Source organism: Methylobacterium sp. J-118 (assembly GCF_057836565.1).
Window position 1 is genome coordinate 4,928,890 of record NZ_JBYQFA010000001.1, and the last position, 26,061, is coordinate 4,954,950.

Consider the following 26,061-nt stretch of genomic DNA (forward strand, 5'->3'; position numbering starts at 1 on the left):
CGGCAACCGCAGGTCGCTCCTTCTGAGCCTCCAACTCCATCCCCTCATCCTGCGGTGCGGCACCTCAGGATGAGGGCGAGGATGAAAGGGACCGCCTACTCCGCCGCCTGCCGGGCCCCATACCCCAGCCGCTCGTTCAGCGCCCGGATCAGGTTGACGGCCGCCTCGGCGATCACCGTGCCGGGCGGGAAGATCGCCGCGGCACCGGCGGCCCGCAGCGCCTCGTAATCCCCCGGCGGGATCACGCCGCCGATGGCGATCATCACGTCGTCGCGGCCCTGCTCGGTGAGCGCCGCCTTCAGCTCCGGCACCAGGGTGAGGTGGCCGGCGGCGAGCGACGAGACGCCGACGATGTGCACGTCGTTCTCCACCGCCTGCCGGGCGGCCTCGGCCGGGGTGGCGAAGAGCGGCCCGATATCCACGTCGAAGCCGAGATCGGCGAACGCCGAGGCGATCACCTTCTGGCCGCGGTCGTGCCCGTCCTGGCCCATCTTGGCGACCAGGATGCGCGGCCGGCGGCCGTCATTCTCCTCGAACGCCTCGACCAGCGCCCGGACTTCCTCGACCACAGGCGACATGCCCCCCACCTCGCGCTTGTAGACGCCGGAGATCGAGCGGATCTCGGCGCGGTGCCGGCCCCAGGCCTTCTCCAGGGCCTCGGAAATCTCCCCCACGGTCGCCTTGGTCCGGGCCGCCTCGACGGCGAGTTCGAGCAGATTGCCGTCGCCGTCCGCGGCCCGGGTGAGCGCCTCGAGCCGGGCCGTGACCGCGGCCTCGTCGCGCTCGGCGCGCAGGCGCTTGAGCTTGTCGATCTGGAGGCGGCGGACATTGCCGTTGTCGACCCGCAGGAGGTCGATGGCCATGTCGTCGTCGGCCTTGAACTTGTTGATGCCCACGATGGTCTGGCGGCCGGAATCGATCCGGGCCTGGGCGCGGGCGGCCGCCTCCTCGATCCGCAGCTTGGGGATGCCGGCCTCGATCGCCTTGGCCATGCCGCCGAGCCCGTCGACCTCGCAGATATGCTCCCAGGCGCGGGCCGCGATGTCGGCCGTGAGCTTCTCCACGTAGTAGGAGCCGCCCCAGGGATCGACGATCCGGGTGGTGCCGCTTTCCTGCTGCAGGAACAGCTGGGTGTTGCGGGCGATCCGGGCCGAGAAGTCGGTGGGCAGGGCCAGCGCCTCGTCGAGGGCGTTGGTGTGGAGCGACTGCGTGCCGCCCTGCGTCGCCGCCATCGCCTCGATGTTGGTGCGGGTGACGTTGTTGAACACGTCCTGGGCGGTGAGCGACCAGCCGGAGGTCTGCGAATGGGTCCGCAGCGCCAGCGACTTCTCGGATTTCGGGTCGAACCCCTTCACGAGCTTGGCCCAGATCAGGCGCGCGGCCCGCATCTTGGCGATCTCCATGAAGAAGTTGGTCGAGATCGCCCAGAAGAACGACAGACGCGGGGCGAACTGGTCGATGGTCAGCCCGGCGGCCAGCCCCGCCTTGATGTACTCGACGCCGTCGGCCAGCGTGTAGGCGAGTTCCAGGTCGTTCGTCGCCCCGGCCTCCTGCATGTGGTAGCCGGAGATCGAGATCGAATTGAACTTCGGCATATTTTTCGAGGTATAGGCGAAAATATCCGAGATGATCCGCATCGATCCCTTGGGGGGATAGATGTAGGTGTTGCGGACCATGAATTCCTTGAGAATATCGTTCTGGATCGTGCCGGCAAGCTTCTGCGGCGGCACGCCCTGCTCTTCCGCCGCGACGATGTAGAGGGCGAGGATCGGCAGCACCGCGCCGTTCATCGTCATCGAGACGGTCATCTCGTCGAGCGGGATGCCGGAGAACAGCGTGCGCATGTCGTAGATCGAGTCGATCGCCACGCCCGCCATGCCGACATCGCCGGAGACCCGGGGATGGTCGGAATCGTAGCCCCGGTGGGTGGCGAGATCGAAGGCCACCGACAGGCCCTTCTGCCCGGCCGCGAGGTTGCGCCGGTAGAAGGCGTTCGAATCCTCGGCCGTGGAGAAGCCGGCGTACTGCCGGATCGTCCAGGCTTGCGTGACGTACATGGTCGGGTAGGGGCCGCGCAGGAACGGCGCGAGGCCGGGATAGGTGTCGAGGAACTCGATGCCCGCGCGATCCTCCGGCCCGTAGCGGCCCTTCACCGGGATCCCCTCCGGCGTCATCCAGGGCTCGCCCAGAACGGGCGCCGCGACCGCGAGCGATTCGCCGGCGAGCGGGATGTCGGCGAAGTTCGGGATCCGGGAGGTCATGGCGTTGACTCGTTGTGGCGTTTGTCATGCCATTATAGGGACGCGCTTGAGGCGGGCTACTCCCTTGTGGTCGAGCCGGACGGTCTGATTTCAGGAGGCCCGGGACCCAGCCCGTTCACGGTGTTGTCGGATGTTTCGGGCACCGACCCGGCGCGCTTCCCCCTGGCGATCCCGGGGCTTGCCCGGGCAGGAGAACGTGTCTCGGCGCGGACGCGAGGCCGTGGTTCCGGACACGCGCCATCGTCCCCACCCGCCTCGCGGCGCCGGGGGCATGGCCCAAGAAGCAACACGCGGGACGCGGGACGCCGCGGGAACCCAGGTGGTGAGAGAACGCGCGGGATCCGATCCCCGCGGCGCCCGCGGCATCGGCCGGGCGTGGGCCCCGGCCGGTGCCGTCTTTCTCGTCGCGGTGCTTTTCAGCGCGCCCGATCCTGCGACGTCTCTGCAGACGGTCTCGGACGAGGTGCACGCACCTCCGGAACCCGCAGTGAGTCTGTGGCCTTCCAGCCGTTTGCCCGTCTCGTAATGGACGGGTCCGCAGGTCCCTTGGGGTCGGCCCAGAGGAGGGTCGGCGCGGGGGCATTTCCGCAGCCCCGCCGGGTTGGCCCGGTGTTTCTCCGCCCGGATCCGAGACACGCCCCGTATCGGTCACGCCGCCCGGGGCGATGGCGGCTGAGAGCCACCGACGCGGGCACCGCCCCGTCCCCGGACCCGCCCGGTCAGCCACCGGGCGGGCCCCCGAAGGACGGACCGGGATCGCTCCCGGACCGCCGCGGACAGGTGGCGGCTAATGAGCACAAAATAGGAATGTTGTCAAGGGCGGCGTGCTGCTTGCAGTCCCTCCCCCCTCTGCGGGGGAGGGTGGCCCCTGCGTCAGCAGGGGTCGGGAGAGGGGAACCCGGCTTCCGGAAGAGGCGCGGACTTCATGAAGGCCGGCGTTTAGTCTTGCACCGTCGCTCCCCTCTCCCGACCCCCTTCGGGGGCCACCCTCCCCCGCAGAGGGGGGAGGGAGAGACCCGGGCGATGCTTCCCGGACCCGGCCCAAACCCCTTGAGAGTGCTGGATCGAGACCTCTCGCAGGGCTCTACAAGAGCGCGCTGCGCCCCCAGCATCAGGGCTCTGCCCTGATCACCCGCCAAAGGGCGTGCGCCCTTTGGAAACCCCGTCCTGCCTGCGTGCGCCCCGCAGGACGTAGACCAGAGCCCCTGCGAGCATCAGCGCCATCCCGTACCACGTGATCGCGTAGACGAGGTGGTTGTTGGGGAAGGCGATCACCGTGAGGCCGCCCACCGGCAGGCCGCCGGGATTGGGCGCCGCGTCGGCGTCCACGAAGTAGGGGGCGACATCGCTCAGGCCGCGGGCGGCCGCGATGGCGGCCACGTCCCGGGAGTACCAGCGGCCGTCCTTGGGATCGTTGGAGCGCAGGAACGCGCCCTTCGGCTCCGTCAGCCGCAGCAGGCCGGTGACCGTGGCCTCGCCCGCGGCCTGCCCGGCCGCACGGCGCGCCGGGTCCCGGTTTTCGCCGGGCACGAAGCCGCGGTTGACCAGGACGAGGCTGCCATCCGGGCGGCGCAGCGGCGTCAGCACCCAGAAGCCGCCGCCGCGCTCGGTGACCGCCTGGACCAGGGTCTCGCGGTCGTGGAGGAAGCTGCCCGAGAGCCGGACATGCCGGTAGGCGTCGTCAGGGCCGACACGCGCCCAGTCGGCGGGGCCGGGGGCCGGCACGGGCGGCGCGTGGACCCGGGCGTCGACCCGGGCGATCAGGTCGAGCTTCCACGCCCGGCGCTCCACCTGCCACGTGCCGAGGCCGAGCAGGACGACACAGACCAGGGCCGCCGCGACACCAAACACGATGCGGCGCCGCAACGAGAACGGGGCCGGGGAGGGGCCCGCACCGGAGCCCCCCGCCGACCCCGACGGGGTCACGTCCGCACGCCCGCTCAGCGGGCGTTGTTCATGACGTCGTGGGCATCCATCGGCATCATGTTGTGGTTGAGGTGGTACATCACCCACACCGAGCCGGAGAGCATGATCACCACGAGCGTGATGGTGAAGATCAGCGCCATGAAGGTCCAGCCGCCCTCCGACTTCGTGCTCATGTGCAGGAAGTAGATGACGTGCACGACCATCTGGACGCCGCCGAGTGCCAGGATCACCAGGGTGGTGACGAGGCTGTTGTCGAGCACGTTGCCCATCACCAGCCAGAACGGGATCACCGTCAGGATCACCGACAGGGCGAAGCCCGTCATGTAGCTCTGGACGGTGCCGTGCCCGCCGCCGCTATGGGCGTGGGAATCGTGCGTGTCCTGACCGTGACCGGTGAGGTGGTGTGCGTCGGCGCTCATTCGAGCACTCCCATCAGGTAGACGACGGTGAAGACGCCGATCCAGATCAGGTCGAGGAAGTGCCAGAACATCGACAGGCACATCAGCCGCCGCTTGTTCTCGACGATCAGCCCGTACTTGCGCACCTGCACCATCAGCACGATCAGCCACAGGATGCCCATGGAGACGTGCAGGCCGTGGGTCGACACCAGGGTGTAGAACGACGACAGGAAGGCGCTGCGCCAGGGCGGTGCGCCCTCATGGAACAGGTGGACGAATTCCCGGATCTCCAGGAACACGAAAGCCGCGCCGAACAGGCCGGTCACCGCCAGCCAGATCTGCGTCTGCTTCACCCGGTCCCGGTCCATCTCCAGCATGGCGAAGCCGTAGGTGATGGACGAGAACAGCAGCATGGCGGTGTTCACCGCGATGCCCGGCAGGTCGAACAGCTCCTTCGGGGTCGGCCCGGCCGCGTAGCTGCGGCCGAGCACCCCGTAGGTCGCGAACAGCGTCGCGAAGATGAGGCAGTCGCTCATCAGGTAGAGCCAGAACCCGAGCATGGTCGAGCCCTCGGAGTGATGGCCCTCCTCGTCGGTCTGGTAGAAGACCGGCGCCGCGGCGCCGGGGGGTGCAGTCTCCGCGTGCATCATCGGATCACGCCATCTCCAGTTCGCGTGTCCGCTGACCTTCCGTCCGACTGACCGTGTCGGCGGGAATGTAGTAGTCACGCTTGTAGTTGAAGGTATGGGCGATCGCCACGACGAAGATCGCCAGGAAGCTGAGCGCCGCCAGCCACCACACGTACCAGATCATGGCGATGCCGAAGGCGAAGTTCAGGCCCGCCAGGATCGCGCCGGTGGCGGTGTTCTTGGGCATGTGGATCGGCTTGTAGCCCTGCATCGGCCGGGCGAAGCCGCGGTTCTTCATGTCCCACCACGCGTCGGAATCGTGGACCACCGGGGTGAAGGCGAAGTTGTAGTCCGGCGGCGGCGAGGAGGTCGACCATTCCAGCGTCCGGCCGCCCCACGGGTCGCCGGTCAGGTCGCGAAGCTTGTCGCGGTTGCGGATCGAGACCACGAACATGACGATCTGCGAGGCGATGCCGCAGGCGATCAGCGCGGCGCCGATGGCGGCGATCACGAACCAGATCTGCAGCGACGGGTCGTCGAAGTGCTGCATGCGCCGGGTCACGCCCATCAGGCCGAGCACGTAGAGCGGCATGAAGGCGACGTAGAACCCGGTCACCCAGAACACGAGGGCGACCTTGCCCCAGAACTCGTCGAGCTTGAACCCGAAGGCCTTCGGGAACCAGAAGGTCACGCCGGCGAACATCCCGAACAGCACGCCGCCGATGATCACGTTGTGGAAGTGGGCGATCAGGAACAGCGAGTTGTGCAGCACGAAATCGGCCGGGGGCACCGCCAGCAGGACGCCGGTCATGCCGCCGATCACGAAGGTGACGATGAACGCCACCACCCACAGCATCGGCACCTCGAACCGGATCCGGCCGCGGTACATGGTGAACATCCAGTTGAAGATCTTCGCCCCCGTGGGGATCGAGATGATCATGGTCGTGATCCCGAAGAACGAGTTCACGTCCGCGCCCGAGCCCATGGTGAAGAAGTGGTGCAGCCACACGAGGTAGGCGAGGATGGTGATCACCACCAGCGCGTAGACCATCGAGGTGTAGCCGAACAGCCGCTTGCCGCAGAAGGTCGAGGTGATCTCCGAGAACACCCCGAAGGCCGGCAGGATCAGGATGTAGACCTCCGGGTGGCCCCAGATCCAGATCAGGTTGAAGTACAGCATGGCGTTGCCGCCGAGGTCGTTCGTGAAGAAGTGCGTGCCGACGTAGCGGTCGAGCGACAGCATCGCGAGGACGGCCGTGAGGATCGGGAAGGCGGCCACGATCAGGATGTTGGTGCACAGGGACGACCAGACGAAGATCGGCAGCTTCATCATGGTCATGCCGGGCGCGCGCATCTTCACGATCGTGGCGATCAGGTTGATGCCTGAGAGCAGGGTCCCGATGCCGGCGATCTGCAGCGCCCAGATGTAGTAATCGACGCCGACGCCGGGGCTCATGGACGCCTCCGAGAGCGGCGGGTAGGCGAGCCAGGTCGCCCGGGAGAACTCGCCGACGAACAGCGAGACCATGACCAGCATGCCGCCGGCCACCGTCATCCAGAAGCTGAAGTTGTTCAGGAACGGGAAGGCGACGTCGCGGGCGCCGATCTGCAGCGGCACGGCGAAGTTCATCATCCCCGTGACGAACGGCATCGCCACGAAGAAGATCATGATCATGCCGTGGGCGGTGAAGATCTGGTCGTAATGGTGCGGCGGCAGGAAGCCCTGCTCCGAGCCGAACGCCACGGCCTGCTGCGAGCGCATCAGGATCGCGTCGGCGAAGCCGCGCAGCAGCATGACCGCCGCGAAGATGCAGTACATGATGCCGATCTTCTTGTGGTCGATCGACGTGATCCAGTCACGCCACATCGGCCCCCAGAAGCGGTAATAGGTGATGACGCCGATCACGGCGAGACCGACCACCGCCACGCCGGCGAACGTCCCCTGCAGGATCGGCTCCTGGTAGGGGATCTGCTCGAACGTGAACCGCCCGAGGATCAGCTGCTGTAAGTCCAAATTTGCGAACATGGGATCGGCCCGTTCAGTGGGTTCGACGGCGACCGCCGGTCATACGGTGTAAGGCTCGCTCTCCGGGGAGCGATGTCGTCTTTGGTTCATCTGCGTCATTGGTTCAGTTGCTTGGGCGCGATCTGACCGCCCTCGCTCTGGCCCTCGCCGGAGCCCTTGCCCTGGTCCTCGGGCGATGTCTTCCCGCGGGAATCCGGGTTGCCCATGTCGGGCCGCGGCCGCATGCCCTGAGGCTGCGTCTGCCCGTGCGGGCCGGTCCCCGAGGCCGGGGTCGTCGCACCGGGCCCCTCGACGCCGCGCTCCGCCAGGCGGTTGTCGTATTGCAGCCGCTTGTAGTTCGCCTCCGCCTCCTCGCCCGAGGCACCGCCCTGGGCGTCGATCTTCGCCATTTCGCCGACGCACATCTGGTCGGGCCGGGGGCACATGCCGATGATCCGGTCGTAGAGGCCCTTCATGTAGGACTTGTAGTAGCGCGCGGGCTCGGCCTCGCTCGGCTCCTCGAGCTTGAGGTAGGCCTCCTGGCTGAGCTCGCCGCCCTCGGCCTTGGCCTTGGCGATCCACTGACCGAAGGCGTCATCGGTCAGGCCGTGGAACTTGAAGAACATGTTCGAGAAGCCGGCGCCGCTGTAATGCGCCGAGCGGCCCTCGTAGGCGCCCGCGCGGTTGATCACCGCGTGGAGCTGGGTCTGCATTCCCGGCATCGCGTAGACCATGCCGGCCAGCGTCGGCACGTAGAACGTGTTCATCACGTCGGTGGCGGTGATCTTGAACTGGATCGGCCGGTCCACCGGCGCGGCGAGCTCGTTGACCGTGGCGATCCCGTATTGCGGGTAGAGGAACAGCCACTTCCAATCCATGGCGATCACCTCGACCTCGAGGGGCTGGGTGCCGGCCGGGACGTCGCGCTTCGGGTCGATCTTGCTGAGCGGCCGGAACGGGTCGAGGGTGTGGGTCCCGATCCAGGTGAGGGCGCCGAGCGCGATGATGATCATCAGCGGCGCCGTCCAGATCAGCACTTCGAGCTGCGTCGAGTGGTGCCATTCGGGATCGTAGACAGCGTCCGCGTTGGTCGCCCGGTAGCGCCACGCAAAGATCAACGTGAAGGCGATCACCGGCACGATGATCAGGAGCATCAGCCCGGTGGCGGCTAGCACGAGGTTGCGCTGCTGCTCGGCCACGTAGCCGGCCGGGTGCAGCACCACGAAGTTGCAGCCGCCGAGCAGCGTCAGCAGCGGCAGGGCGAGGAGCGACAGGAGGCGCCGCCCGCGACCGCCCCGGGCTCGCACGGTGTCGGTCCTGTCCGGTCGATGGGTCGTGGAGGTCACAGCACGCGTCTCGTCATCCCATGCCGCGAATGCGGCGCTTCTGCCATGCCGCGAATGCGGCGCTTCTGCCATGCCGCGAGTGCGGCGCTCTGCCATGCCGCTGCCGCGGCGCTTCAGCCGTGCCGCGCGAGGCGGCGTTCCTGTCAGATCCCGGACGGCCGCGCGGCCCGCGCGGCCCGCCGTCCCGGCTACATCTGACGCATTTCCGAGCGATCGAAGTACAGGGCCGCGAGGGTGCAGACTGCGCCGGACAGGAGGTACACGCCGATCATCGCCAGCCCGTAGCGCTGCGACAGGAACAGCGCCACGAGCGGGGCGAAGCCGGCGCCGATCAGCCACGCGAAGTCGGAGGTGAGCGCGGCCCCGGTGTAGCGGTAGTGGTTGCCGAGCCGGGCGGTCACCGCGCCAGCCGTCTGGCCGTAGGCGAGCCCGAGCAGCATGAAGCCGATCGTCACGTAGATGGTCTGGCCGATGGCGCTCTCGCCGAACAGGAGCGGCGCGATGATGCTGCCGACGGCGAAGAAGCCGATCAGCGAGGCGCTCATGATCAGGCAGCTGCGCCGTCCGATCTGGTCAGCGATCAGCCCGGAGGCGGCGACCGCGCCGGCGCACACGATGGCGCCCGAGAACTGCACGATCAGGAAGTCGCCGGGGGAGCGGCTTGTGGGGTTGAGCGCCAGCCACGCGATCGGGAAGATCGTCACGAGGTGGAACAGGGCGAAGGCGGCGAGCGGCACGAAGGCGCCGCGCATCACGTCGCCCGCATGGTGGCGGAACAGTTCCAGCGCCGGCACCGGCCGCAGCCGGTCGAGATCCATCATCCGGGCGAACTCTTCGGTGGCCACGAGCCGGAGCCGGGCGAACAGCGCCACGACGTTGATGGTGAAGGCGCAGTAGAACGGGAAGCGCCAGCCCCAATCGATGAAGTCGGCCTCGTCGAGATTGACCAGGAAGAAGGCGAACAGGGCGCTCGCCACCATGAAGCCGAGCGGGGCGCCGAGCTGCGGGATCATCGCGTACCAGCCGCGCCGCTCCCGGGGGGCGTTCATGGCGAGCAGCGAGGCGAGGCCGTCCCAGGCACCGCCGAGCGCCAGACCCTGCAGCACGCGCAGGGCCGCCAGGATGTAGACGGAGGCGATGCCGATGCTGTCGTAGCGGGGCAGGAAGCTCACCGCCGCGGTCGAGGCGCCGAGCAGGAACAGGGCCGTGGTGAGCTTGACGCTGCGCCCGTGGCGCCGGTCGATCGCCATGAAGATCACCGTCCCGATCGGCCGGGCGATGAACGCCAGGGCGAAGATCGCGAAGGCGTAGAGCGTCCCCTTCAGCGGATCGACGAAGGGAAAGAACACCTTCGGGAACACCAGCACGCAGGCGATGCCGAACACGAAGAAATCGAAGTATTCGGACGCGCGGCCGATGACGACGCCGATGGCGATCTCGTTGGGATGGACCTTGTGGTCCCCCATCGCCTGCTGGGCGTCGCGCTCGAGGCCCGTGACCGTAGGTGTGTTCGCACTCATCGCTGGCTGTCGCCCTCGCCGCGCGCCCCCTGGGACGCCTTGGCCGGAACCGCCTCTTGCGGCATGTCCAGAGGTATCGCAACCGGCCCTGGACGCAAGTTCACCCACTGACGCATGCATGCCACCGTGCGCGATCCGCCGAGTCGGCCTGGCCGTTCAGACGCGGTAGTGCGCGGAATTCCGTGACAGGTTGATGTTGTAGTACGGGTCGGCGAGCAGCTCCGGGCCCCAGCGGTCGAGCATCGTGAGCACCTCGCCCTCGAAGCGCTTCTGCTTCTCGGGCGTGTCCTCGGCCCCGCGGCTCTTCGACTCGTGGTGAATGAGCTTGGCGAAGGGCGTCCAGACGATGCGGTAGCCGGCCCGGCGGACCTTCAGGCAGAGATCGACGTCGTTGAAGGCGACCTTCAGGGCGGCCGCGTCGAATCCGCCGACCTGCGCGAAGATATCGGCCCGCATGGCCAGGCACGCGCCGGTCACAGCCGAGACCTCGTGGGCGATGACCATGCGGCAGAAGTAGCCCGGATCCGCGTCGGCCACGCCGAGATGGCTGTGCCCGGCGACGCCGCCGATCCCCAGCACGATTCCGCCATGCTGGATGGTCCGGTCCGGATAGAGGAGTTTGGCCCCGACGGCGCCGATCTCGGGCCGGACCGCGTGGCGGACCATCTCGGTGAGCCAGCCCGGCTCCAGCACCTCGATGTCGTTGTTGAGGAACAGTAGGATCGGCCCGGTGGCCGCTGCCGCCCCCCGGTTGGAGAGATCGGAAAAATTGAAGGCCCCCGGCACCGGCACCACGCGCACCCGCGGATCGTCCCGGTAGCGGGCGAACAGGGCGGCGGTCTCGGGCTCGCGGCTGTCGTTGTCGAGGATGATCACCTCGATGTCGGGGTAATCGGTGGCCGCGAGCAACCCGTCGAGGGTCACCGACAGGAGTTCGGCGCGGTCCCGGGTCGGGATGATCGCCGAGACCCGGGGCGGCGGCTCCGGCAGGGGGCGGATCAGGCGGTTGAAGCCGTTGGGGCCGGCCTCGGCCCGGCCGCCCCAGGGCGCCACGATTTCCTCCAGCGCGCGCAGGCGCGCGGCCTCCGCCCGGGCCAGCGAGCGGTCCGAGAAGGTGCCGGAGCCCTGCGCCGCGCGCCAATGGTAGAGCACCCGCGGGATGTGGCGGATGCGGGCGGGATCGAGGCCGTCGGTGAGCCGGAGCAGCAGGTCGTGGTCCTGGCTGCCCTCGAAGCCGGGGCGCAGGCCGCCGACCGCCCGCAGGGCCTCGGTCCGCACCACCGTGAGATGGTTGATGTAGTTCTGCGCGTAGAGCAGCTCGCGGTCGAAGGCGGCCTTGAAGTGCGGGTCGAACCGGCGGCCGCGCCCGTCGATCTTGTCCTCGTCGCTGTAGATCAGCACGAGGTCCGGAGCGCGGCGGAGCGCCCGGGCGACCTCGTAGAGGGCGTCCTCGGTGAGCGCGTCGTCGTGATCCATGAAGGCGCAGGCGACGCCCCGGGCGAGGCCCAGCGCATCGTTGGTCGCCCGGGCGATGTGGCCGTTCTCCGACCGGGTATGGACGCGGATGCGCGGATCGGCCTCGGCCGCGCGGGCCAGGATTTTTGGGATCGCGGGCCGCGTGGAGGCATCATCGACGACGCAGAGTTCCCAATGGGGGTAGAGCTGCGCGCTGAGCGAGGCGAGGGCGGCCCGGAGCACCTTCGGGTCGGGATCGTGCACCGGCATCAGCACGGAGATCAGGGGCGGGTCCGCCCAGGCGGCGATCTCGGCGGCGATCCCGTCCCGCTCCGCCCGGCGCAGGGCGTGGGTGCCGAGCCAGGCCTCGTAGCCGGTCACCCGCCGGTGGCGCAGGGCCCGGCCGAGGAAGCCCCGGGCCCGGACCTTCTTGCCGAGGACGCGCCAGGTGAGCGCCTGGACAGTCAATCCGGGCTCGCGCAGGAGGCCGCGCAGGGTCAGGATCGGCCGGGCGAGGCGGCGCACCGCGATCCGCCTCAGGTGGGCCGGCACCCGTCCGGACGGGTCGGCGACGCGGAGTTCGGCCGCGTCCTCGGGCAGGCGGCCGATCCACGCGCAGGCGCCTCCGCCCCGCGCCTCCTGGGGCAGCGGCGATCCCGGCCGGCCATCGGACCCGACGAGGCTGATGTCCGGCACGGTGTCCCGGGCCTCCGCCGGATCGTTGGACAGGACGACCTCGACCCAGCGGCCCGCAAGGCCCGGGAGCGCGACGCGCAGCCCGTCCGGGGCCGCCCGCGCCGCGAGGGGGCGCGGCCCGCGCCAGGGCCCGGCGACCTGCACCGGCGGGAGGCGGGATTCGGGGGCCTTCGGCCCGGTCGAGGACACCATCAGAGCCCGCTCGCGTCGGCCGCGGTGGCCCGCACGCGGTCCCGCGGGGGCCCATAGACGCCGATCGTCGCCCCGACCGATCCGAGACGCCCGGCGGAAGCGCGCCGCCCATCGGCTGAGGCCGGGACCCGGACGGGGCCGCCGGGACGGTCCGCCGCGATCCGGCCGCGGGTCGAATCACCCTGATCGTTGTCGATGAAGCGGCGCATGTCTCGAAGCTTGAGGCGGCGGGCCGGCGCTTCGCGGCGCGGCCGGATGCCGGGGGGCAGGCCCATAGCGCATTTTACCGCCCCCGTGCACCTCGTGCCGGCGGACAGCCCGCGGCGGGTGCCCGCCGGTCAGAACACAGGTTCCGCTTGCGCCCCCGCCGGCCAGCCGCTATAGGCCCCGCCCACCGGAGCCGTACAGCTCCGGCCCGGGCGCGTCGCTCAGCGGGAGAGCACTACCTTGACAGGGTAGGGGTTTCCCCCAATAAGTCGCTGATCCGGTTAAGCTATTTCGGCGGTTTCAGGTTCGACGAACTGAACAGGTCGGAACGGAGACGTAGCACAGCGGTAGTGCATTCCCTTGACATGGGAAAGGTCACAGGTTCGATCCCTGTCGTCTCCACCACTACTTCGGGACCGCGACCGGTTTCCCAGTGGTGATCCCAGGTTCGGCGAACCTGGAACAGGTCCGATCAACGGGCTGGACGCCGTGCTGGCAGACCGCCGGGTCGAGACCCGTCCGCCGGCGAAGGCTCGGCGGATCGACCTGCGACCGGGCCTCGACCCGGTGCGTCATCCGTCCGACGCCGAGTAGCCCGCGCAGCTTCGCCGTCACGCCGATCATGACCAGCAGTCCGAAGACCAGGGCGAAGATCGACAGGGTGTGCCGGATCGCATCGGCATAGTCCCGTCCGGCATGGACGATCAGCCAGCCCACCGCGATGAACACGGCGGCCGAGATCAGCGGGATCGTCAGGTCGGGCATCGCCATCAACGGTCCGAGCCGCGGCCCGGTTCGGTATCCGCGTCCGGTCACCGGCCGCGGCGCGCCCGTCTGTCGATGCTCCGGCGCTCAGCTTTCCGCGAAGACGACGCCGAACCGGGCGCCGGTGCGCCGGACGACCGTGCAGCGCCGCGCGGTCTGGTCGATCGCGGTCAGGAGGGTGAAGGCCTCCGGGACAGCGTCTGCCTCGCCGGCTTCGAGCAGCGCGCCCGTGTCCGACATGTTCCAGACCAGGCACCGCACCCGCTTGTCGGTATCGTCGACCAGGATGTGGCCGGCGCTGAAGCAATCCGTCCGACCGGCTAGACGTTTCTCGGCCATCATGTGCATCCCTGAAAAAGCTGTCGGCACTAAATATTGGCGGCTCTTGCTCCGCGGTTGCACACGGGCGGAAAGCATCGGAATCGTTCGTCCCGTGCTTACTGTCGGATGAACGCCGTCGCTGCCTGGGACGGGTTCGGGCCCGCCTGATCGCGGCGCTCGGTCCACGGCGGCCGGTATCGGTGCGACCGCGGCGCTGGGCGGGCGGAGGCCCCGACCCGTGCGGCCCTCCCGGGGCTCATCGTACCCGGACCTGCGCGCCGATCCGGATCCTCACGGCATTCCCGCCGCCGGGTCCCGGCCGACGCCCGACGCGGTCCGCGCGTTTCGTTGCGGGCGCGGGGTCGACATGGTAGGGGCCGGCGGGTTCGATCCCTGTCGCACCCACCGCCCGCAGGACGGCCGCGGCGCATGAATTTCAGGTTCGGCGAGCCTGACGCGGATTCCGCGAACGGCACCGGAAGGGTCGCATGGCCGCCATGATTGCCGAGCGCAGGCACTGGTTCTACGACAGCCGGCTGTTGGTCTGCGCCTTCTGCCTGATGCTGGTCGTGGCGATCTTCTGGCAGGTCAGCCAGTTCGAGGGTTTTCAGCCGATCTTCACCTGCGAGTCCAAGAAGGACATCGATCGTCTGCTGCTCACCTCGGGCATGGATGCCTGCATGGGCAGCGCGCATGCGCAGGTCGACCAGGAGCGCTGCATGCGCACCGTGTACGTCCTGGCCTGCACGAAGGAGCGCTGGCGCTGATCTCGGGCGGCCGCCGATGGACATCCTGGCGGATGATCCGGCGAGATCCCGGTCCGCGGCGCACGACCCGCGCTTTCGGCCGGGACGACCGGCGCCACGACAACATTCCCGCTGAGCCGCTCCGATTTTAAGGCTTCGTTAACCAGTTTTAACGGTTTAGTCATACCAGGTTCCGGCTGGCAGGGAGTGGATGGTCCGTGAGCGAGCTGCAGAGGCTTCTGAACGACCCGCGGTTCCGGCCCGCGGACAGGACCAAGCAGGAGCCCGGCGCCGTGGCCGAAGCCAATCTCGGCAGCGTCCTGCGGGTGGTGTCGTCGATGGACGAGCCGGCCGAAGTCCCGGCGCCGCACGCGCCGCCGCAGGATTGGGACGGGTTGATCCACCGGGTTCAGGCCGCGGCCCGCCAGGCGCGCGTGATCGAGGCGCAGGCTCGGGAACGGGAGGCGCGCATCGAGCACGTGCTGGAGCAGGTCCGCGAGGACATCAGCAGTTCGAACGAGCGCGCCCGCATCGCGGAGATGCAGGCCCGCGAGGCCCAGGTACGCGCCGAGGCGCAGGTCATCGCGGCCGAGGAGCGGGCGAAGGCCGCCGAGGCGCGCGCCCGCGCCGCCGAGGAGCGGGCCCGGCATGCCGAGGCGTGGCTCGGACGCGTCCAAGAGGCGATCCTGGCCGAGTTCTCCGATCTGACCGAGCAGGCCGCGGCGTGAGCGGCTCCGCCAGCGCCGCGCTCGCGTCGCCGGGGAACCGCTCCGGCGGAGCCGCCGGGTCGCGCGACGGCCGGGGCGATCCGGTCGACCGGGTCGTGGCGCTGTTCTCCGGCCCCGCCCCGGCCGCCGCCCCGGAGGGCGACGATTGGTCGGCCTCCCTGGACGCCGTGCGCGGGGTCGCGACCCGGGTGCGCACCCTGCAGAAGAGCGCCCAGGATTCGGTGCGGGCGGCGCAACGCTCGGTCCGCGAGGCGGAGACGGTCGCGCGCGCCGCCACGGATCGGGCCCGGCACGCCGAGGCCCTGCTGCGCGAGGCGGTGGAACGGGCGGAGCGGGCCGAGGCGCAGGCCCGCGCGGCGGGTGAGCGGGCCGAGCGGGCGGAGGCCCAGGCCGCCGAGGCGCGGTCCTGGCTGCGCCGCATGCACGAATGCATGGTCAGCGAATTCGGCACCCTCACCCAGGACGCGGCCCAGGCCTGAGCGGTCAGGGGCGCCGTTCGGGACGACCCTCTACGCGAGCGCCGGGGCCGCCATCACGTCGACCGCGTGCAACGCCCAGGCGAAGGGATCGCCGCGGCCGAAATAGACCGCGATCTCGAGCTCCAGGATCCGGACACAGGCATCGGACAGGTCCGGCAACAGATCATGGCCCTGCCGGTCGCGGACGGAGGTGACCACGGGGAGCGGCCGGCCGTCGCTGTAGATGACGAGCACCTGCGCCTCGGCATGCGGGTCGAGGGGATCGATGCAGTAATGCGCCGGCATCCGCCTGCTCCTCCGCACGCGCCTCGACGGCCGCCCATAGGCGGGCCGTGTAACAGCCCGATGAATATGGCCGTCCAGGCACGACGGACGGGCCGGCCGACGCGGGGTGTCCGCAGCCTGCGCGGCGGTATCCGCAATGCGACCGATCGGCTTAATCCCGCGCATACGCGTGATCGGACAAGAGTGCCGGCTCGCGTCGCCCCGACGTCTGCCGGCAGGATCGCCGTGACGCTCAGCATCATTCTCAGCACGGCACTTCCGCTCCTCACGGGGGCGATGGCCCTCCTGTGGGCCGGGTGGGTCGCGCCGGAGGGGGAGGAGTTCCCCGATTCGCCGGGTGGCCGCGACCCGCGCAGGGGGTGAGGCCGGCCGGGTCCGTTAAGACTCCCTTCACCCTACCGGGCGGGGTCCTGAACCCTCCGGGGCCAGCGCCGTTTCCGGGTATGACTCTGCTCACGATCGTGCCCCCGGCTCAGCGGCTGCCCGGCGGAGCCGTGCGGGGGCGCTCCGCCGGCCCCCGGGACGCCCTGCTCCAGCGGCTCGCCCGGGAGCTGGACGTGCCGGTCGAGCGGTTCTTCGCGGATGCCTCCGCAGCCGAGAGTGCCCCGGGCGCGCCGTCGGACGGGGAGGCCGGCGAACTCCTGGACCTGGTGCGCCACTGGCTGGCCATCGGCGACGGTCAGGCGCGCCGCCGCGTCCTGAGCCTCGCCCGCCAGGAGGCCGAGCGCGCCGGCGCCAGGGCCTGCGCCTGAGCGCGGGGCCGATCCCGAAGACCGGACCCGGGACGATGCGCTAGGATGGGGCCGGGGCCCCGCGACGGGGGCCGGTTCGGGGAGGCCTGACATGGATCTCGGCTTGAGCGGGCGCCGGGCGCTCGTCTGCGCGGCGAGCAAGGGTCTGGGCAGGGGCTGCGCCCTGGCGCTGGCCCGGGAGGGCGTCGCCGTCACGATCACGGCGCGCACCGCCGAGACGCTGGAGCGGACCGCGGACGACATCCGCCGCGAGACCGGCGCCGCGGTCACCGCGGTGGCGGGCGACATCGCCACCGCGGCCGGCCGGGACGCGGCCCTCGCCGCCTGCCCGGAGCCCGACATCCTGGTCACCAACGCCGGCGGCCCGCCCCCCGGCGATTTTCGCGACTGGGACCGGGACGCCTGGATCCGGGCGCTCGACGCCAACATGCTGGCGCCGATCGCGCTGATCAAGGCGACCGTCGACGGCATGATCGGCCGCGGGTTCGGCCGGATCGTCAACATAACCTCCGCCGCGGTGAAGGCGCCGATCGAGCAACTCGGCCTGTCGAACGGCGCCCGCTCGGGGCTGACCGGCTTCGTGGCCGGCCTCGCCCGCCAGACCGTGCGGCACGGCGTGACGATCAACAACCTGCTGCCCGGCCCCTTCGACACCGACCGGATCCGCGGCAACGCCGCGGCCGGCGCCGCCAAGGCCGGCACCAGCGTGGAGGCGTTCCTGGCGGCGCGGGCGGCGGCCAACCCCGCCGGGCGCTTCGGCCAGCCGGACGAGTTCGGGGCCGCCTGCGCGTTCCTGTGCAGCCGGCACGCCGGGTTCATCACCGGGCAGAACCTGCTGATGGACGGCGGCGCCTATCCCGGCACGTTCTGAAGGCGGGCCCCCCGCTTGCATGGGCGCCCGGGGATCACGCGGGGAGGATCATGAGCGTACGCGATACCGTCGAGGCGCGTCTGGCGCGGATCGCGGCCGGCGATCCGGCGGTCTTCACCCGCCTCTACCCCGGGGCGGCCCGGGCGGCGGCCGACGCGGCGGATGCCCGCCGCCGGGACGGCGTCGCGCTGGGCCCGCTCGACGGCGCGATCGTCTCGATCAAGGACCTGTTCGACGTGGCCGGCGAGACCACCCGGGCCGGCTCGGTCCTGCTGGCGGACGCGGATCCGGCGCAGGCCGACGCCCCGGTGGTCGCCCGCCTGCGCCGGGCCGGGGCGGTGATCCTCGGCAAGACCAACATGTCGGAATTCGCCTTCTCGGGGCTCGGGCTCAACCCGCATTACGGCACCCCCGGCAACGCCGCCGATCCGGAGCGCATCCCGGGGGGCTCGTCCTCCGGGGCCGGGGTCTCGGTGGGGCAGGGGACGAGCGATATCGCGATCGGCTCCGATACCGGCGGCTCCGTGCGGATCCCGGCCGCGCTCAACGGCGTGGTCGGCTTCAAGCCCACCGCCCGGCGGGTGCCCCTGGCCGGCGCCTTCCCCCTGTCCTACGCCCTCGACTCCCTGGGCCCGCTGGCCCGGACAGTGGCGGACTGCGCCGCCGCGGACGCCGTGATGGCCGGCGAGGAGCCCCTGCCGCTCGCGGCGTTCCCCCTGGCCGGGCTGCGGATCGGCGTGCCCCGGGGCGTCCTGTTCACCGAGACCGAGCCGCTGGTGGCGGAGGCCTTCGAGCGGGCGCTGGCGGCCCTGTCCCGGGCCGGCGCCCGGGTGGCCGACCACCCGATCGACGACCTGCTGGCCGCCATGGACGCGGCGCTCCCGGACGGGTCCATCGCGGCGATCGAGGCCGCCGCGATCCACGCCGACTGGCTGGACAGCCGGGCCGGGTGCTACGATCCCCGGGTCCACCGCCGGATCGTGGCCGGCCGGTCCGCGTCGGCGGCGGGCTATGTCCGGACGCTGCGCCGCCGCGCCGCGCTGATCGCGGCCCTCGACGGGCACCTCGCCCCCCTCGACGTGCTGGCGCTCCCGGCGACCGCCACCACGGCGCCGCGGATCGCCCCTCTGGAGGCCGACGACGCGGCCTTCCTGGCGGCGAACCGGCTGATGCTGCGCAACACCGCCTTCGGCAACTTCTTCGACCTCACCGGCCTGTCCCTGCCGATGCCCGGCCTCGCCCGCCCGGCGGGGCTGATGCTGCTGGCCCGGAACGGCCAGGACCGCCGCCTGCTGGCGATCGGCGCCGGGATCGAGGCGGCGCTGGCGGGGTAGGGGACCGCCCCTCGGCCGGATCTGGATCACATCGCTGTCGAACGCCAAGGACTTCAAAGACAAGCGCTTTTCCCCTCCCCCTTGCGGGGAGGGGGCAGGGGTGGGGGTGGTGCAGGATCGAGCGTTCCGGTGCCTCCTGCACCACCCCCACCTCCGGCTCCTCCCCGCAAGGGGGAGGAGAGAGCGTCTCGACCAGCGATGTGTGGATCTCGTAGTCACGGGGGAGGAGAGAACGCCGCGTCCACCCACGCCGCCGCGGCCCCGCGCGACGCGCCGCCGGGGGCATGGCCCAACCCGCCGCCGGGGAGACGCGGGACGCCGCGAAGCCCGAACGCAACGTTGCAAAGCCGGCTTCCCGGCGTCCCGCGGACGGGCGCGCGCACCGGCAGGCCGGTGCCCGTCCCCGTCCGATTGTGCGTCCGGTGTCCGTCACGCGGGGGGCGCGAATGACGCTAAGCCGGTCCCGGGTTGCGCATCGCACCCCGGCGCTTCCGAGCGAGCCTTCGTCGCACGCCCCCTCGTCGTGGAGGGCGCCGTCAAACCGCCGCACCGCCCAGGACAGGGTCGGCCTCAAAGCCTTCAGCGGCCGGGGCATTTCCCCCGCCGGCTGCCGCCCAGCCCGAGCCGGGGGGTGTCGCGCTCCCGCGCCCTCATCCTGGGGCGCCCGCGCCAGCGGGCCTCGAAGGAGGGCTCCTGCGAGGCGGCTGGGCCGCACCTCAGGATGAGGGCGCGGGTGGGAATGAGAATCGGCCGCCGCCGTCTCGCACCCCGCATTGCCGACCGGCACCCCATGGTGCACCTTGTGGGTGTCCCAGGCCCGCGACCGCGCGATGCGCCGTCCGCCCGGGGATCCCGGGACCGTCCGCGCCGACTGGCGATCCCAAAAACCATCAGGGAGCCGTCGCATGAACGCACCCACCCCCTCGATCGTCGCGGACCAGTCCGAAGAGTCCGGCCCGGAACTTCAGGCCGAGATCCAGGCGATGCGCGTCGATCTCGCGGCCGCCTACCGGCTGATCCACCGGCTGGGGCTCGACGACAGCATCTACACCCACATCTCGGCGCGGCTGCCGGGGGGCGGGCACCGGTTCCTGATCAATCCCTACGGACTGCGCTTCGAGGAGGTGACCCCCGACAACCTCGTCACCGTCGATATCGACGGGCGGGTGATCGCGGATCCGATGGGGCTTGGCATCAACCCGGCCGGGTTCACGATCCACAGCGCCATCCACGCCGCCCGCCACGACGCGGTCTGCGTGCTCCACACCCACACGGTGGCCGGCGTCGCGGTCTCCTGCCAGGAGGAGGGGCTGCTCGCCCTCAATCAGTGGTCGATGCAGTTCGCCGGCCGCGTCGCCTACCACGCCTATGAGGGCATCGCCCTCGACCTCGACGAGCGCCAGCGCCTCGTGGCCGATCTCGGCGACCAGCCCGTCATGGTGCTGCGCAATCACGGGCTCCTGACCTGCGGCCGCTCGGTCGGCGAGGCGTTCAAGCTGATGCACAACCTGGAGCGGTCGTGCCGGGCCCAGCTGGCCGTCCAGGCCGCCGGCGCCCCGGTGATCCGGCCCTCCTCCGCCGTCGCCGCCAAGACCGCCGGGCAATACGCCGCCGGCTACGACCGCGTCGCGCGCCAGGGGGCGCCCGACAGCGAGTGGGCGGCGTTCAAGCGGATGCTGGCACGCACCGATCCGGATGTCTTTCCGCAGGGGTGAGGCGCGCGCGGCGCCCGGATACGGGCACCGGCCGGACCGGGGCGCCTCGCCCTCCGCGCTCTGCGGGGGAGGGCGGGCACGGGGCAGTTGCGGACCGCCGCATCCGCCGATCCTGCGACGGGTCGCGCGCGGCGCCCCCGCTCACGGCTCCGCTCCGGTGCCGCCCGACCGGTAGCGCTGCTTCAGGAACGCGATGAACGCCCGGGTCTTGGCCGGCACGAAGGCCCGGCTCGGATAGACTGCGAAGATCCCCGCCGAGGCCGCGGCCGCGTAGGCCGGCAGCACCACCTCCAGCACCCCGTCGCGCAACTCCGCCTGCACGTCCCAGGTCGAGCGCAGGGCGATCCCGAGGCCGCCGATCACCGCCTCGCGCACCACCTCGTTGGAATGGGTGCGCAGCGGCCCCGACGCGCTGACCGTGCAGGGGCCGTCCGGCCCGATGAGCCGCCAGGGATTCTGGTTCTCGGTGGCGAGGCAGACATGGCCGCGCAGGTCGTCGAGGGTCTCCGGGCGCCCGATGGCGTCGAGGTAGCCCGGGTGCGCGCACAGCACCCGCCGCACCGGGGCGAGGCGCACCGCCGTGAGGCCGGAACTCGCCAGCGCGCCGACCCGGATCGCGAGGTCGTAGCCCCGCTCCACGATCGATTCGAAATCGTCGCTCAGCTCCAGGTTGAGCACGAGGTCGGGGTGCAGGGCGAAGAAGGCCCGCAGGTGCGGGACGATGTGCAGCCGCCCGAAGGAGCTCGGCGCCGTCACCCGCAGGGTCCCCCGGGCCCGGGTCGCGTTCTGCGACACCAGGCTCTCGGCCTCCGCGATGGCATCGACGATCGGCGCCACCCGCCGGAAGAACTCCGCGCCGACATCGGTGGGGACCAGGCGGCGGGTGGTCCGGTGCAGGAGGCGCACGGCCAGCCGCTCCTCCAGCCGCTTCAGCCGCTTCGACACCACCGCCACCGACAGGCCGAGTTCGGACCCGGCCCGGGTCAGGCTGCCGGTCCGGACCACCCGGGCGAAGATCTCCAGGTCGCTCTGGTCGTGCATTCTCAACGCTGCGGAAAGAATCAAATCCCTTTTGGCGCCTTTTTCGCGGGCGCCAAGGGGTCTAACCCTGGAGGCCTCAAAAAATTTTCACGCGCCGTTCGACTTTTTCTGACGGAGGGCGCCGCCGCAGCGCGAAGGAATCACCATGTCGGGTCTCGTCGTCACCGCCGAACTCCGCAGCTTCCTGGACGCGGAGGCGCTGCCCGGCACGGGGATCGACGCGGACCAGTTCTGGTCCGGCTTCGCGGCCCTCGTCCGGGATCTGGCACCGCGCAACCGGGCGCTCCTCGACCGCCGCGACGGGCTCCAGGCCGACATCGATTCCTGGCACCGCGACCATCGCGGCCGGCCGCACGACCCGGCCGCCTACGCGGCCTTCCTGACGCGGATCGGCTACCTGCAGCCGGAACCCGGCGCGGTCCGCGTGACCACGGAGCACGTGGACGCCGAGATCGCCGCCATCGCCGGCCCGCAGCTCGTCGTGCCGATCTCCAACGCCCGCTACGCGCTCAACGCCGCCAATGCCCGCTGGGGCAGCCTCTACGACGCCCTCTACGGCACCGACGCGATCCCGCAGGACGGCGCCCCCGGCACCGGGTTCGACCCGGCCCGGGGCGCCGCGGTGGTGGCCCGGACCAGGGCGTTCCTCGACGCGACGGCGCCGCTCAGCGTCGGCGCCTGGGCCGATGCCGTGGGCTTCTCCGTGGCGGATGGGCGGCTCGCCGTCGCCCTCGGCGCCGGCCGCAGCGCCGGCCTAACGGGCGGGGCGGACCTCGCCGGCTTCACCGGCGACGCCGCGGCGCCGACCGCGCTGCTGCTGCGCCACAACGGCCTGCATATCGAGATCGTCCTCGACCGGTCGAGCCCGATCGGCCGGACCGACCCGGCCGGCATCGCCGACGTGGTGCTGGAATCGGCCCTCTCGACCATCATGGACATGGAGGATTCGGTCGCCGCCGTGGACGCGGCCGACAAGGTCGCGGTCTACCGCAGCTGGCTCGGCCTGATGCGCGGCGACCTCGTCGCCCGCCTGTCCAAGGGCGGCCGCACGCTCGAGCGGCGGCTCGCCGAGGACCGGACCTACACGGCCCCCGACGGCGGGCGCCTGACCCTGCCCGGGCGGTCGCTGATGCTGGTCCGGCATGTCGGCCACCACATGTACACGGATGCCGTGACCCTCGACGGCGCCGAGATCCCCGAGACGATCCTCGACGCGGCGGTGACCGCGCTGATCGCCCTGCACGACCTGAACGGCACCGGCCCCCTGCGCAACAGCCGGACCGGCTCGGTCTACATGGTCAAGCCGAAGCTGCACGGCCCCGAGGAGGTCGCCTTCGCGGTGGCGCTGTTCGGCCGGGTCGAGGCCCTGCTCGGCCTCGCGCCGCGGACGCTCAAGATCGGCGTGATGGACGAGGAGCGGCGCACGACCCTGAACCTCAAGGCGGCGATCGCCGCGGCCGCCGACCGGCTGTTCTTCATCAACACCGGCTTCCTCGACCGGACCGGCGACGAGATCCACACGTCCCTGGAGGCCGGCCCCATGGTCCGCAAGGACGCCATGAAGGCGACCGCCTGGATCCAGGCCTACGAGGACGGCAACGTCGATGCCGGCCTCGCCTGCGGGCTGCCGGGCCACGCGCAGATCGGCAAGGGCATGTGGGCCGCCCCCGACCGGATGGCCGCGATGCTCGAGGCCAAGGGCGCCCATCCGGAGGCCGGCGCCAACACCGCCTGGGTCCCGTCCCCCACCGCCGCGACCCTGCACGCGCTGCACTACCATCAGGTCGATGTCCGCGCCCGCCAGGCCGAGCTCCGCACCCGGGCACCGGCGACCCGGGACGCCATGCTGACCCTGCCGCTCGCCGCGGGCGCCTTCGCGCCGGAGGCCATCCAGGAAGAACTCGACAACAACTGCCAGGGGATCCTGGGCTACGTGGTCCGCTGGATCGACCAGGGCGTCGGCTGCTCGAAGGTGCCCGACATCCACGAGGTCGGGCTGATGGAGGACCGCGCCACCCTGCGGATCTCCAGCCAGCACATCGCCAACTGGCTGCGCCACGGGATCGTGGACCGGGATCAGGTCGGCGCAGCCCTGCGGCGGATGGCGGGCGTGGTGGACCGCCAGAACGCCGGCGACCCGGCCTACCGGCCCATGGCCCCGGGCTTCGACGGGCCGGCCTTCCGGGCCGCCGAGGCCCTGGTCTTCGAGGGCGCCCACCAGCCGAACGGCTACACCGAGTTCGTGCTGCACCGGTTCCGCCGGGAGGCAAAGCGCCGGGAGGCCTGAGGCTGGCCGGGACCGGATCACGGGTCTCCCAGGGGCGGCAAGCCCCTTGGCCGGGTTCGGGGGCGGCCCCCGAGCGCAGGGCTCAGCCCGGCACCCGCAAACGGTCGCGGCGCTTCTGGAACCGGGACCTCCCGACCCGCGACCGCCCGGGCAACGCCGGTCAGGCGATAGCCCGGGCCTCCCGAGATCCCTCAGCGCCGCTTGCGCGTCATCACGTAGACCAGCAGGTTCGCCACCGCCCGGTAGAATTCCGCCGGGATGGCCTGGTTGATCTCCACATGGTCGTACATCGCCCGGGTCAGGGCCTTGTCGATCACGATCTCGATCCGGTGCTTCTCGGCGATCTCCCGGATGCGCAGGGCGATCAGGTCCGTGCCCTTGGCCAGCACCATCGGGGCGTCGTTCTCGGTCTGGTCGTAGCGCAGGGCGATGGCGTAGTGGGTCGGGTTGGCCAGGATCATTGTCGCGCGGGGCACCGCCGCGATCATCTGCTTGCGCAGCCGGTCCTGCGCCAGGGAGCGCATCTTCGCCTTGACCAGCGGATCGCCCTCGACCTGCTTGAACTCGTCCTTCAGCTCCTGCCGCGACATCCGCAGGTCGCGCTGCCACCGCAGCCGCGTCCAGACCAGGTCCCCGGCGACCAGGGCGATGGTCGCCACGCTGACCGCGGAGATCAGGCGGACCGACAGGGTCAGGAGGAATTCGGGCAGCCCGATCGGGTCCATAAACATGACATTCACGATCTCGTGCCGGTCGGCGCTCAGCACCATGAACGACATGCTGCCGATCGCCAGGAACTTGAAGAGACTTTTCCCGAACTCGACGAGGCCTTGTACACTGAAGATTCGGCTCCAGCCGCTGACGGGCGAGATGCGGGACCATTGCGGCTGGATGCGATTCAACACGATGCGGGGTGCGTTCTGAAAGATCGAGGCCGCGAGCCCGACGACGAGCAGGATCAACAGGACCGGCAGCAGGAACCGCCCCATCTCCAGGGACAGCGCGTGGACGAGGTGCATGGCGTCCCGGCTGGTCTCCACGGGGAAGTTTCGCGGCTGCTCGAGGAGCAGCGCCAGCCGCTGCAGGAGCGGGGCGCCCTGATCCCGCGCGACGAACACCAGGAAAACGAGCAGGCCCAGGATCGAGGCGAAGACGGGGGCCTCCCGGGAGAACGGCACGTTCCCCTGGGCGAGCGCTTCGCCGATCTTCTTGTCGCTCGCGGCCTCGGTCTTGCTCTCCTTATCGTCGTCGGACATCGCGGCGGGTCAGTCTCCAGCGCGCTCCACCGGAGCGGATATCGATTCGGCGGGACGGCGGGCGGTCGAGCGGAAGCCCGGTGCCGTGCCCGATCGCGGCGCGATCGGGCACGGCACTAGCGGATGTAGGTGTCTTCCGAATCGGCCGCGTTGAGCTCGATCTCGCCGCGGGCCGCCATCTCCAGGGCCTGATCGGTGATCGAGCGACGGGCCTCGAGCACGTCCCGCTGGGAGGCGGGCTCGCCGCCCTCCAGCTCGTGCTCCACGAGGCGCCGCGCGCGCGCGGTCAGGCCGCTGAGCACGACGCTGCGCAGCTGGGGATTCGTGCCCTTCAGCGCGAGGATGACCTTCTCGTGCGGGATCTGGTCGAACAGGGTCGTGCGCGCCCGCGGCGTCATGTGGACGATGTCGTCGAAGGTGAAGAGCAGGCTCTTCAGGATCTCCGCCGATTTCGGCCGCGATTGCGAGAGGTTGTCGAGGACCTCCTCCATGCTCTGGCGCTCCATCTTGTTGATGATGTCCGCCATCCGCGAATGGGTGTCCGCCGCGGCGTTGCGCGCCAGATTGATCATGAAGTCCTCATGGATCGTCTGCTCGATCAGCTTCATCGTCGCCTCGACGATCGGCTTGAACGTCAGCATCCGCCGCATGACGCCGTTGCGCAGGGGGATCGAAAGCTGGGCCATCACCTTGGCGGCGCAGGCCGGCTTCACCTTCGACAGGACCAGGGCCACCGTCTGCGGGTGCTCCTTCCTCGAACAAGTAACTCCTGGGTATTCCCCGGGACTCCTTAACACGATGTTCGACAACGGATATTTCAATTGCAGAGTTTCTGGAAGTTCTCTA

Annotated in this window: 23 protein-coding genes, 1 tRNA gene and 1 pseudogene; 10 read left to right on the plus strand and 15 right to left on the minus strand. The window is 70.6% G+C overall.

Features of this window, described 5'->3' with window-relative positions; genetic code table 11:
- Positions 1–95: 95 nt before the first annotated feature.
- The 9 genes from scpA to AC3IF3_RS24175 form a co-directional block, all read right to left on the minus strand.
- Complete coding sequence (gene scpA, locus AC3IF3_RS24135) at positions 96–2,261, minus strand: methylmalonyl-CoA mutase (RefSeq protein WP_489230574.1); 2,166 nt, start codon at positions 2,259–2,261, stop codon at positions 96–98.
- Positions 2,262–3,389: 1,128 nt separating this feature from the next.
- Positions 3,390–4,127, minus strand: a complete 738-nt coding sequence (locus tag AC3IF3_RS24140) for an SURF1 family protein (RefSeq protein ID WP_489231360.1) — start codon at positions 4,125–4,127, stop codon at positions 3,390–3,392.
- A gap of 74 nt (positions 4,128–4,201) precedes the next feature.
- The gene (cyoD, locus tag AC3IF3_RS24145; RefSeq protein WP_489230575.1) at positions 4,202–4,606 is read right to left on the minus strand and encodes a cytochrome o ubiquinol oxidase subunit IV; all 405 of its coding nucleotides are present in this window, start codon (positions 4,604–4,606) and stop codon (positions 4,202–4,204) included.
- A complete protein-coding gene (cyoC, locus tag AC3IF3_RS24150; RefSeq protein ID WP_489230577.1) occupies positions 4,603–5,235 on the minus strand; it encodes a cytochrome o ubiquinol oxidase subunit III in 633 nt (210 codons plus the stop codon). Before cyoC ends, cyoD begins: the two co-directional genes overlap by 4 nt.
- Before the next feature lie 4 nt (positions 5,236–5,239).
- Positions 5,240–7,240 carry a cytochrome o ubiquinol oxidase subunit I gene (cyoB, locus tag AC3IF3_RS24155; protein ID WP_243973703.1) on the minus strand — a complete coding sequence of 667 codons (2,001 nt, stop codon included), beginning with the start codon at positions 7,238–7,240 and terminating at the stop codon, positions 5,240–5,242.
- A 95-nt stretch (positions 7,241–7,335) separates the two neighbouring features.
- Positions 7,336–8,565, minus strand: a complete 1,230-nt coding sequence (gene cyoA / locus AC3IF3_RS24160; RefSeq protein ID WP_489230578.1) for a ubiquinol oxidase subunit II — start codon at positions 8,563–8,565, stop codon at positions 7,336–7,338.
- A gap of 188 nt (positions 8,566–8,753) precedes the next feature.
- Positions 8,754–10,085 (minus strand): MFS transporter, encoded by a 1,332-nt coding sequence (locus AC3IF3_RS24165; RefSeq protein ID WP_489230580.1) that lies wholly within the window; start codon positions 10,083–10,085, stop codon positions 8,754–8,756.
- Between the two features lie 156 nt (positions 10,086–10,241).
- Positions 10,242–12,428 (minus strand): glycosyltransferase family 2 protein, encoded by a 2,187-nt coding sequence (locus tag AC3IF3_RS24170; protein WP_489230581.1) that lies wholly within the window; start codon positions 12,426–12,428, stop codon positions 10,242–10,244.
- Positions 12,428–12,703 (minus strand): hypothetical protein, encoded by a 276-nt coding sequence (locus tag AC3IF3_RS24175; RefSeq protein ID WP_243973700.1) that lies wholly within the window; start codon positions 12,701–12,703, stop codon positions 12,428–12,430. The genes AC3IF3_RS24170 and AC3IF3_RS24175 overlap by 1 nt, the downstream gene beginning before the upstream one ends.
- A 262-nt stretch (positions 12,704–12,965) precedes the next feature.
- Here AC3IF3_RS24175 and AC3IF3_RS24180 point away from each other — a divergent pair.
- A tRNA-Val gene (locus AC3IF3_RS24180) sits at positions 12,966–13,040 on the plus strand.
- Here AC3IF3_RS24180 and AC3IF3_RS24185 read toward each other — a convergent pair.
- The gene (locus tag AC3IF3_RS24185; RefSeq protein ID WP_489230582.1) at positions 13,041–13,406 is read right to left on the minus strand and encodes a hypothetical protein; all 366 of its coding nucleotides are present in this window, start codon (positions 13,404–13,406) and stop codon (positions 13,041–13,043) included.
- Positions 13,407–13,487: 81 nt separating this feature from the next.
- On the minus strand, positions 13,488–13,742 hold the full coding sequence (locus tag AC3IF3_RS24190; RefSeq protein WP_489230583.1) for a pilus assembly protein PilZ: 255 nt from the start codon (positions 13,740–13,742) through the stop codon (positions 13,488–13,490).
- Positions 13,743–14,209: 467 nt separating this feature from the next.
- Between AC3IF3_RS24190 and AC3IF3_RS24195 the strand changes: the two genes are divergently transcribed.
- The 3 genes from AC3IF3_RS24195 (at position 14,210) to AC3IF3_RS24205 (ending at position 15,674) form a co-directional block, all read left to right on the plus strand.
- Complete coding sequence (locus AC3IF3_RS24195) at positions 14,210–14,488, plus strand: hypothetical protein (protein WP_243971512.1); 279 nt, start codon at positions 14,210–14,212, stop codon at positions 14,486–14,488.
- A gap of 197 nt (positions 14,489–14,685) precedes the next feature.
- A complete protein-coding gene (locus AC3IF3_RS24200) occupies positions 14,686–15,195 on the plus strand; it encodes a hypothetical protein (protein WP_243971514.1) in 510 nt (169 codons plus the stop codon).
- Positions 15,192–15,674, plus strand: a complete 483-nt coding sequence (locus AC3IF3_RS24205) for a hypothetical protein (RefSeq protein WP_243971516.1) — start codon at positions 15,192–15,194, stop codon at positions 15,672–15,674. The genes AC3IF3_RS24200 and AC3IF3_RS24205 overlap by 4 nt, the downstream gene beginning before the upstream one ends.
- Before the next feature lie 30 nt (positions 15,675–15,704).
- On the opposite strand, the gene AC3IF3_RS24210 is transcribed toward AC3IF3_RS24205, so the two are convergent.
- On the minus strand, positions 15,705–15,959 hold the full coding sequence (locus AC3IF3_RS24210) for a hypothetical protein (RefSeq protein WP_489218577.1): 255 nt from the start codon (positions 15,957–15,959) through the stop codon (positions 15,705–15,707).
- 225 nt (positions 15,960–16,184) lie between these two features.
- On the opposite strand from AC3IF3_RS24210, the gene AC3IF3_RS24215 reads away from it, so the two are divergent.
- From AC3IF3_RS24215 to AC3IF3_RS24235, 5 genes are all read left to right on the plus strand, one after another.
- Positions 16,185–16,322, plus strand: coding sequence for a hypothetical protein (locus AC3IF3_RS24215; RefSeq protein WP_489218578.1), 138 nt, complete (start codon positions 16,185–16,187; stop codon positions 16,320–16,322).
- Between the two features lie 80 nt (positions 16,323–16,402).
- Complete coding sequence (locus AC3IF3_RS24220; protein ID WP_243971522.1) at positions 16,403–16,711, plus strand: hypothetical protein; 309 nt, start codon at positions 16,403–16,405, stop codon at positions 16,709–16,711.
- A gap of 91 nt (positions 16,712–16,802) precedes the next feature.
- The gene (locus tag AC3IF3_RS24225; RefSeq protein WP_243971524.1) at positions 16,803–17,582 is read left to right on the plus strand and encodes an SDR family oxidoreductase; all 780 of its coding nucleotides are present in this window, start codon (positions 16,803–16,805) and stop codon (positions 17,580–17,582) included.
- A 50-nt stretch (positions 17,583–17,632) separates the two neighbouring features.
- Complete coding sequence (locus AC3IF3_RS24230; RefSeq protein ID WP_489230584.1) at positions 17,633–18,916, plus strand: amidase; 1,284 nt, start codon at positions 17,633–17,635, stop codon at positions 18,914–18,916.
- A 905-nt stretch (positions 18,917–19,821) separates the two neighbouring features.
- Entirely contained in the window at positions 19,822–20,631 is an 810-nt protein-coding gene (locus AC3IF3_RS24235; RefSeq protein ID WP_489230585.1) for a class II aldolase/adducin family protein, read from the plus strand.
- Between the two features lie 141 nt (positions 20,632–20,772).
- Here AC3IF3_RS24235 and AC3IF3_RS24240 read toward each other — a convergent pair whose 3' ends face one another.
- Positions 20,773–21,672: a LysR family transcriptional regulator gene (locus tag AC3IF3_RS24240; RefSeq protein WP_489230586.1), complete on the minus strand. Its 900-nt coding sequence runs from the start codon at positions 21,670–21,672 to the stop codon at positions 20,773–20,775.
- Positions 21,673–21,817: 145 nt separating this feature from the next.
- Between AC3IF3_RS24240 and AC3IF3_RS24245 the strand changes: the two genes are divergently transcribed.
- Positions 21,818–23,959, plus strand: a complete 2,142-nt coding sequence (locus tag AC3IF3_RS24245) for a malate synthase G (RefSeq protein WP_489230587.1) — start codon at positions 21,818–21,820, stop codon at positions 23,957–23,959.
- A gap of 191 nt (positions 23,960–24,150) precedes the next feature.
- Here AC3IF3_RS24245 and flhB read toward each other — a convergent pair whose 3' ends face one another.
- The gene (gene flhB, locus AC3IF3_RS24250; protein WP_489230588.1) at positions 24,151–25,215 is read right to left on the minus strand and encodes a flagellar biosynthesis protein FlhB; all 1,065 of its coding nucleotides are present in this window, start codon (positions 25,213–25,215) and stop codon (positions 24,151–24,153) included.
- A 116-nt stretch (positions 25,216–25,331) separates the two neighbouring features.
- Positions 25,332–25,967, minus strand: a pseudogene (locus tag AC3IF3_RS24255) (FliG C-terminal domain-containing protein); the annotation flags it as partial.
- Between the last annotated feature and the right edge of the window lie 94 nt (positions 25,968–26,061).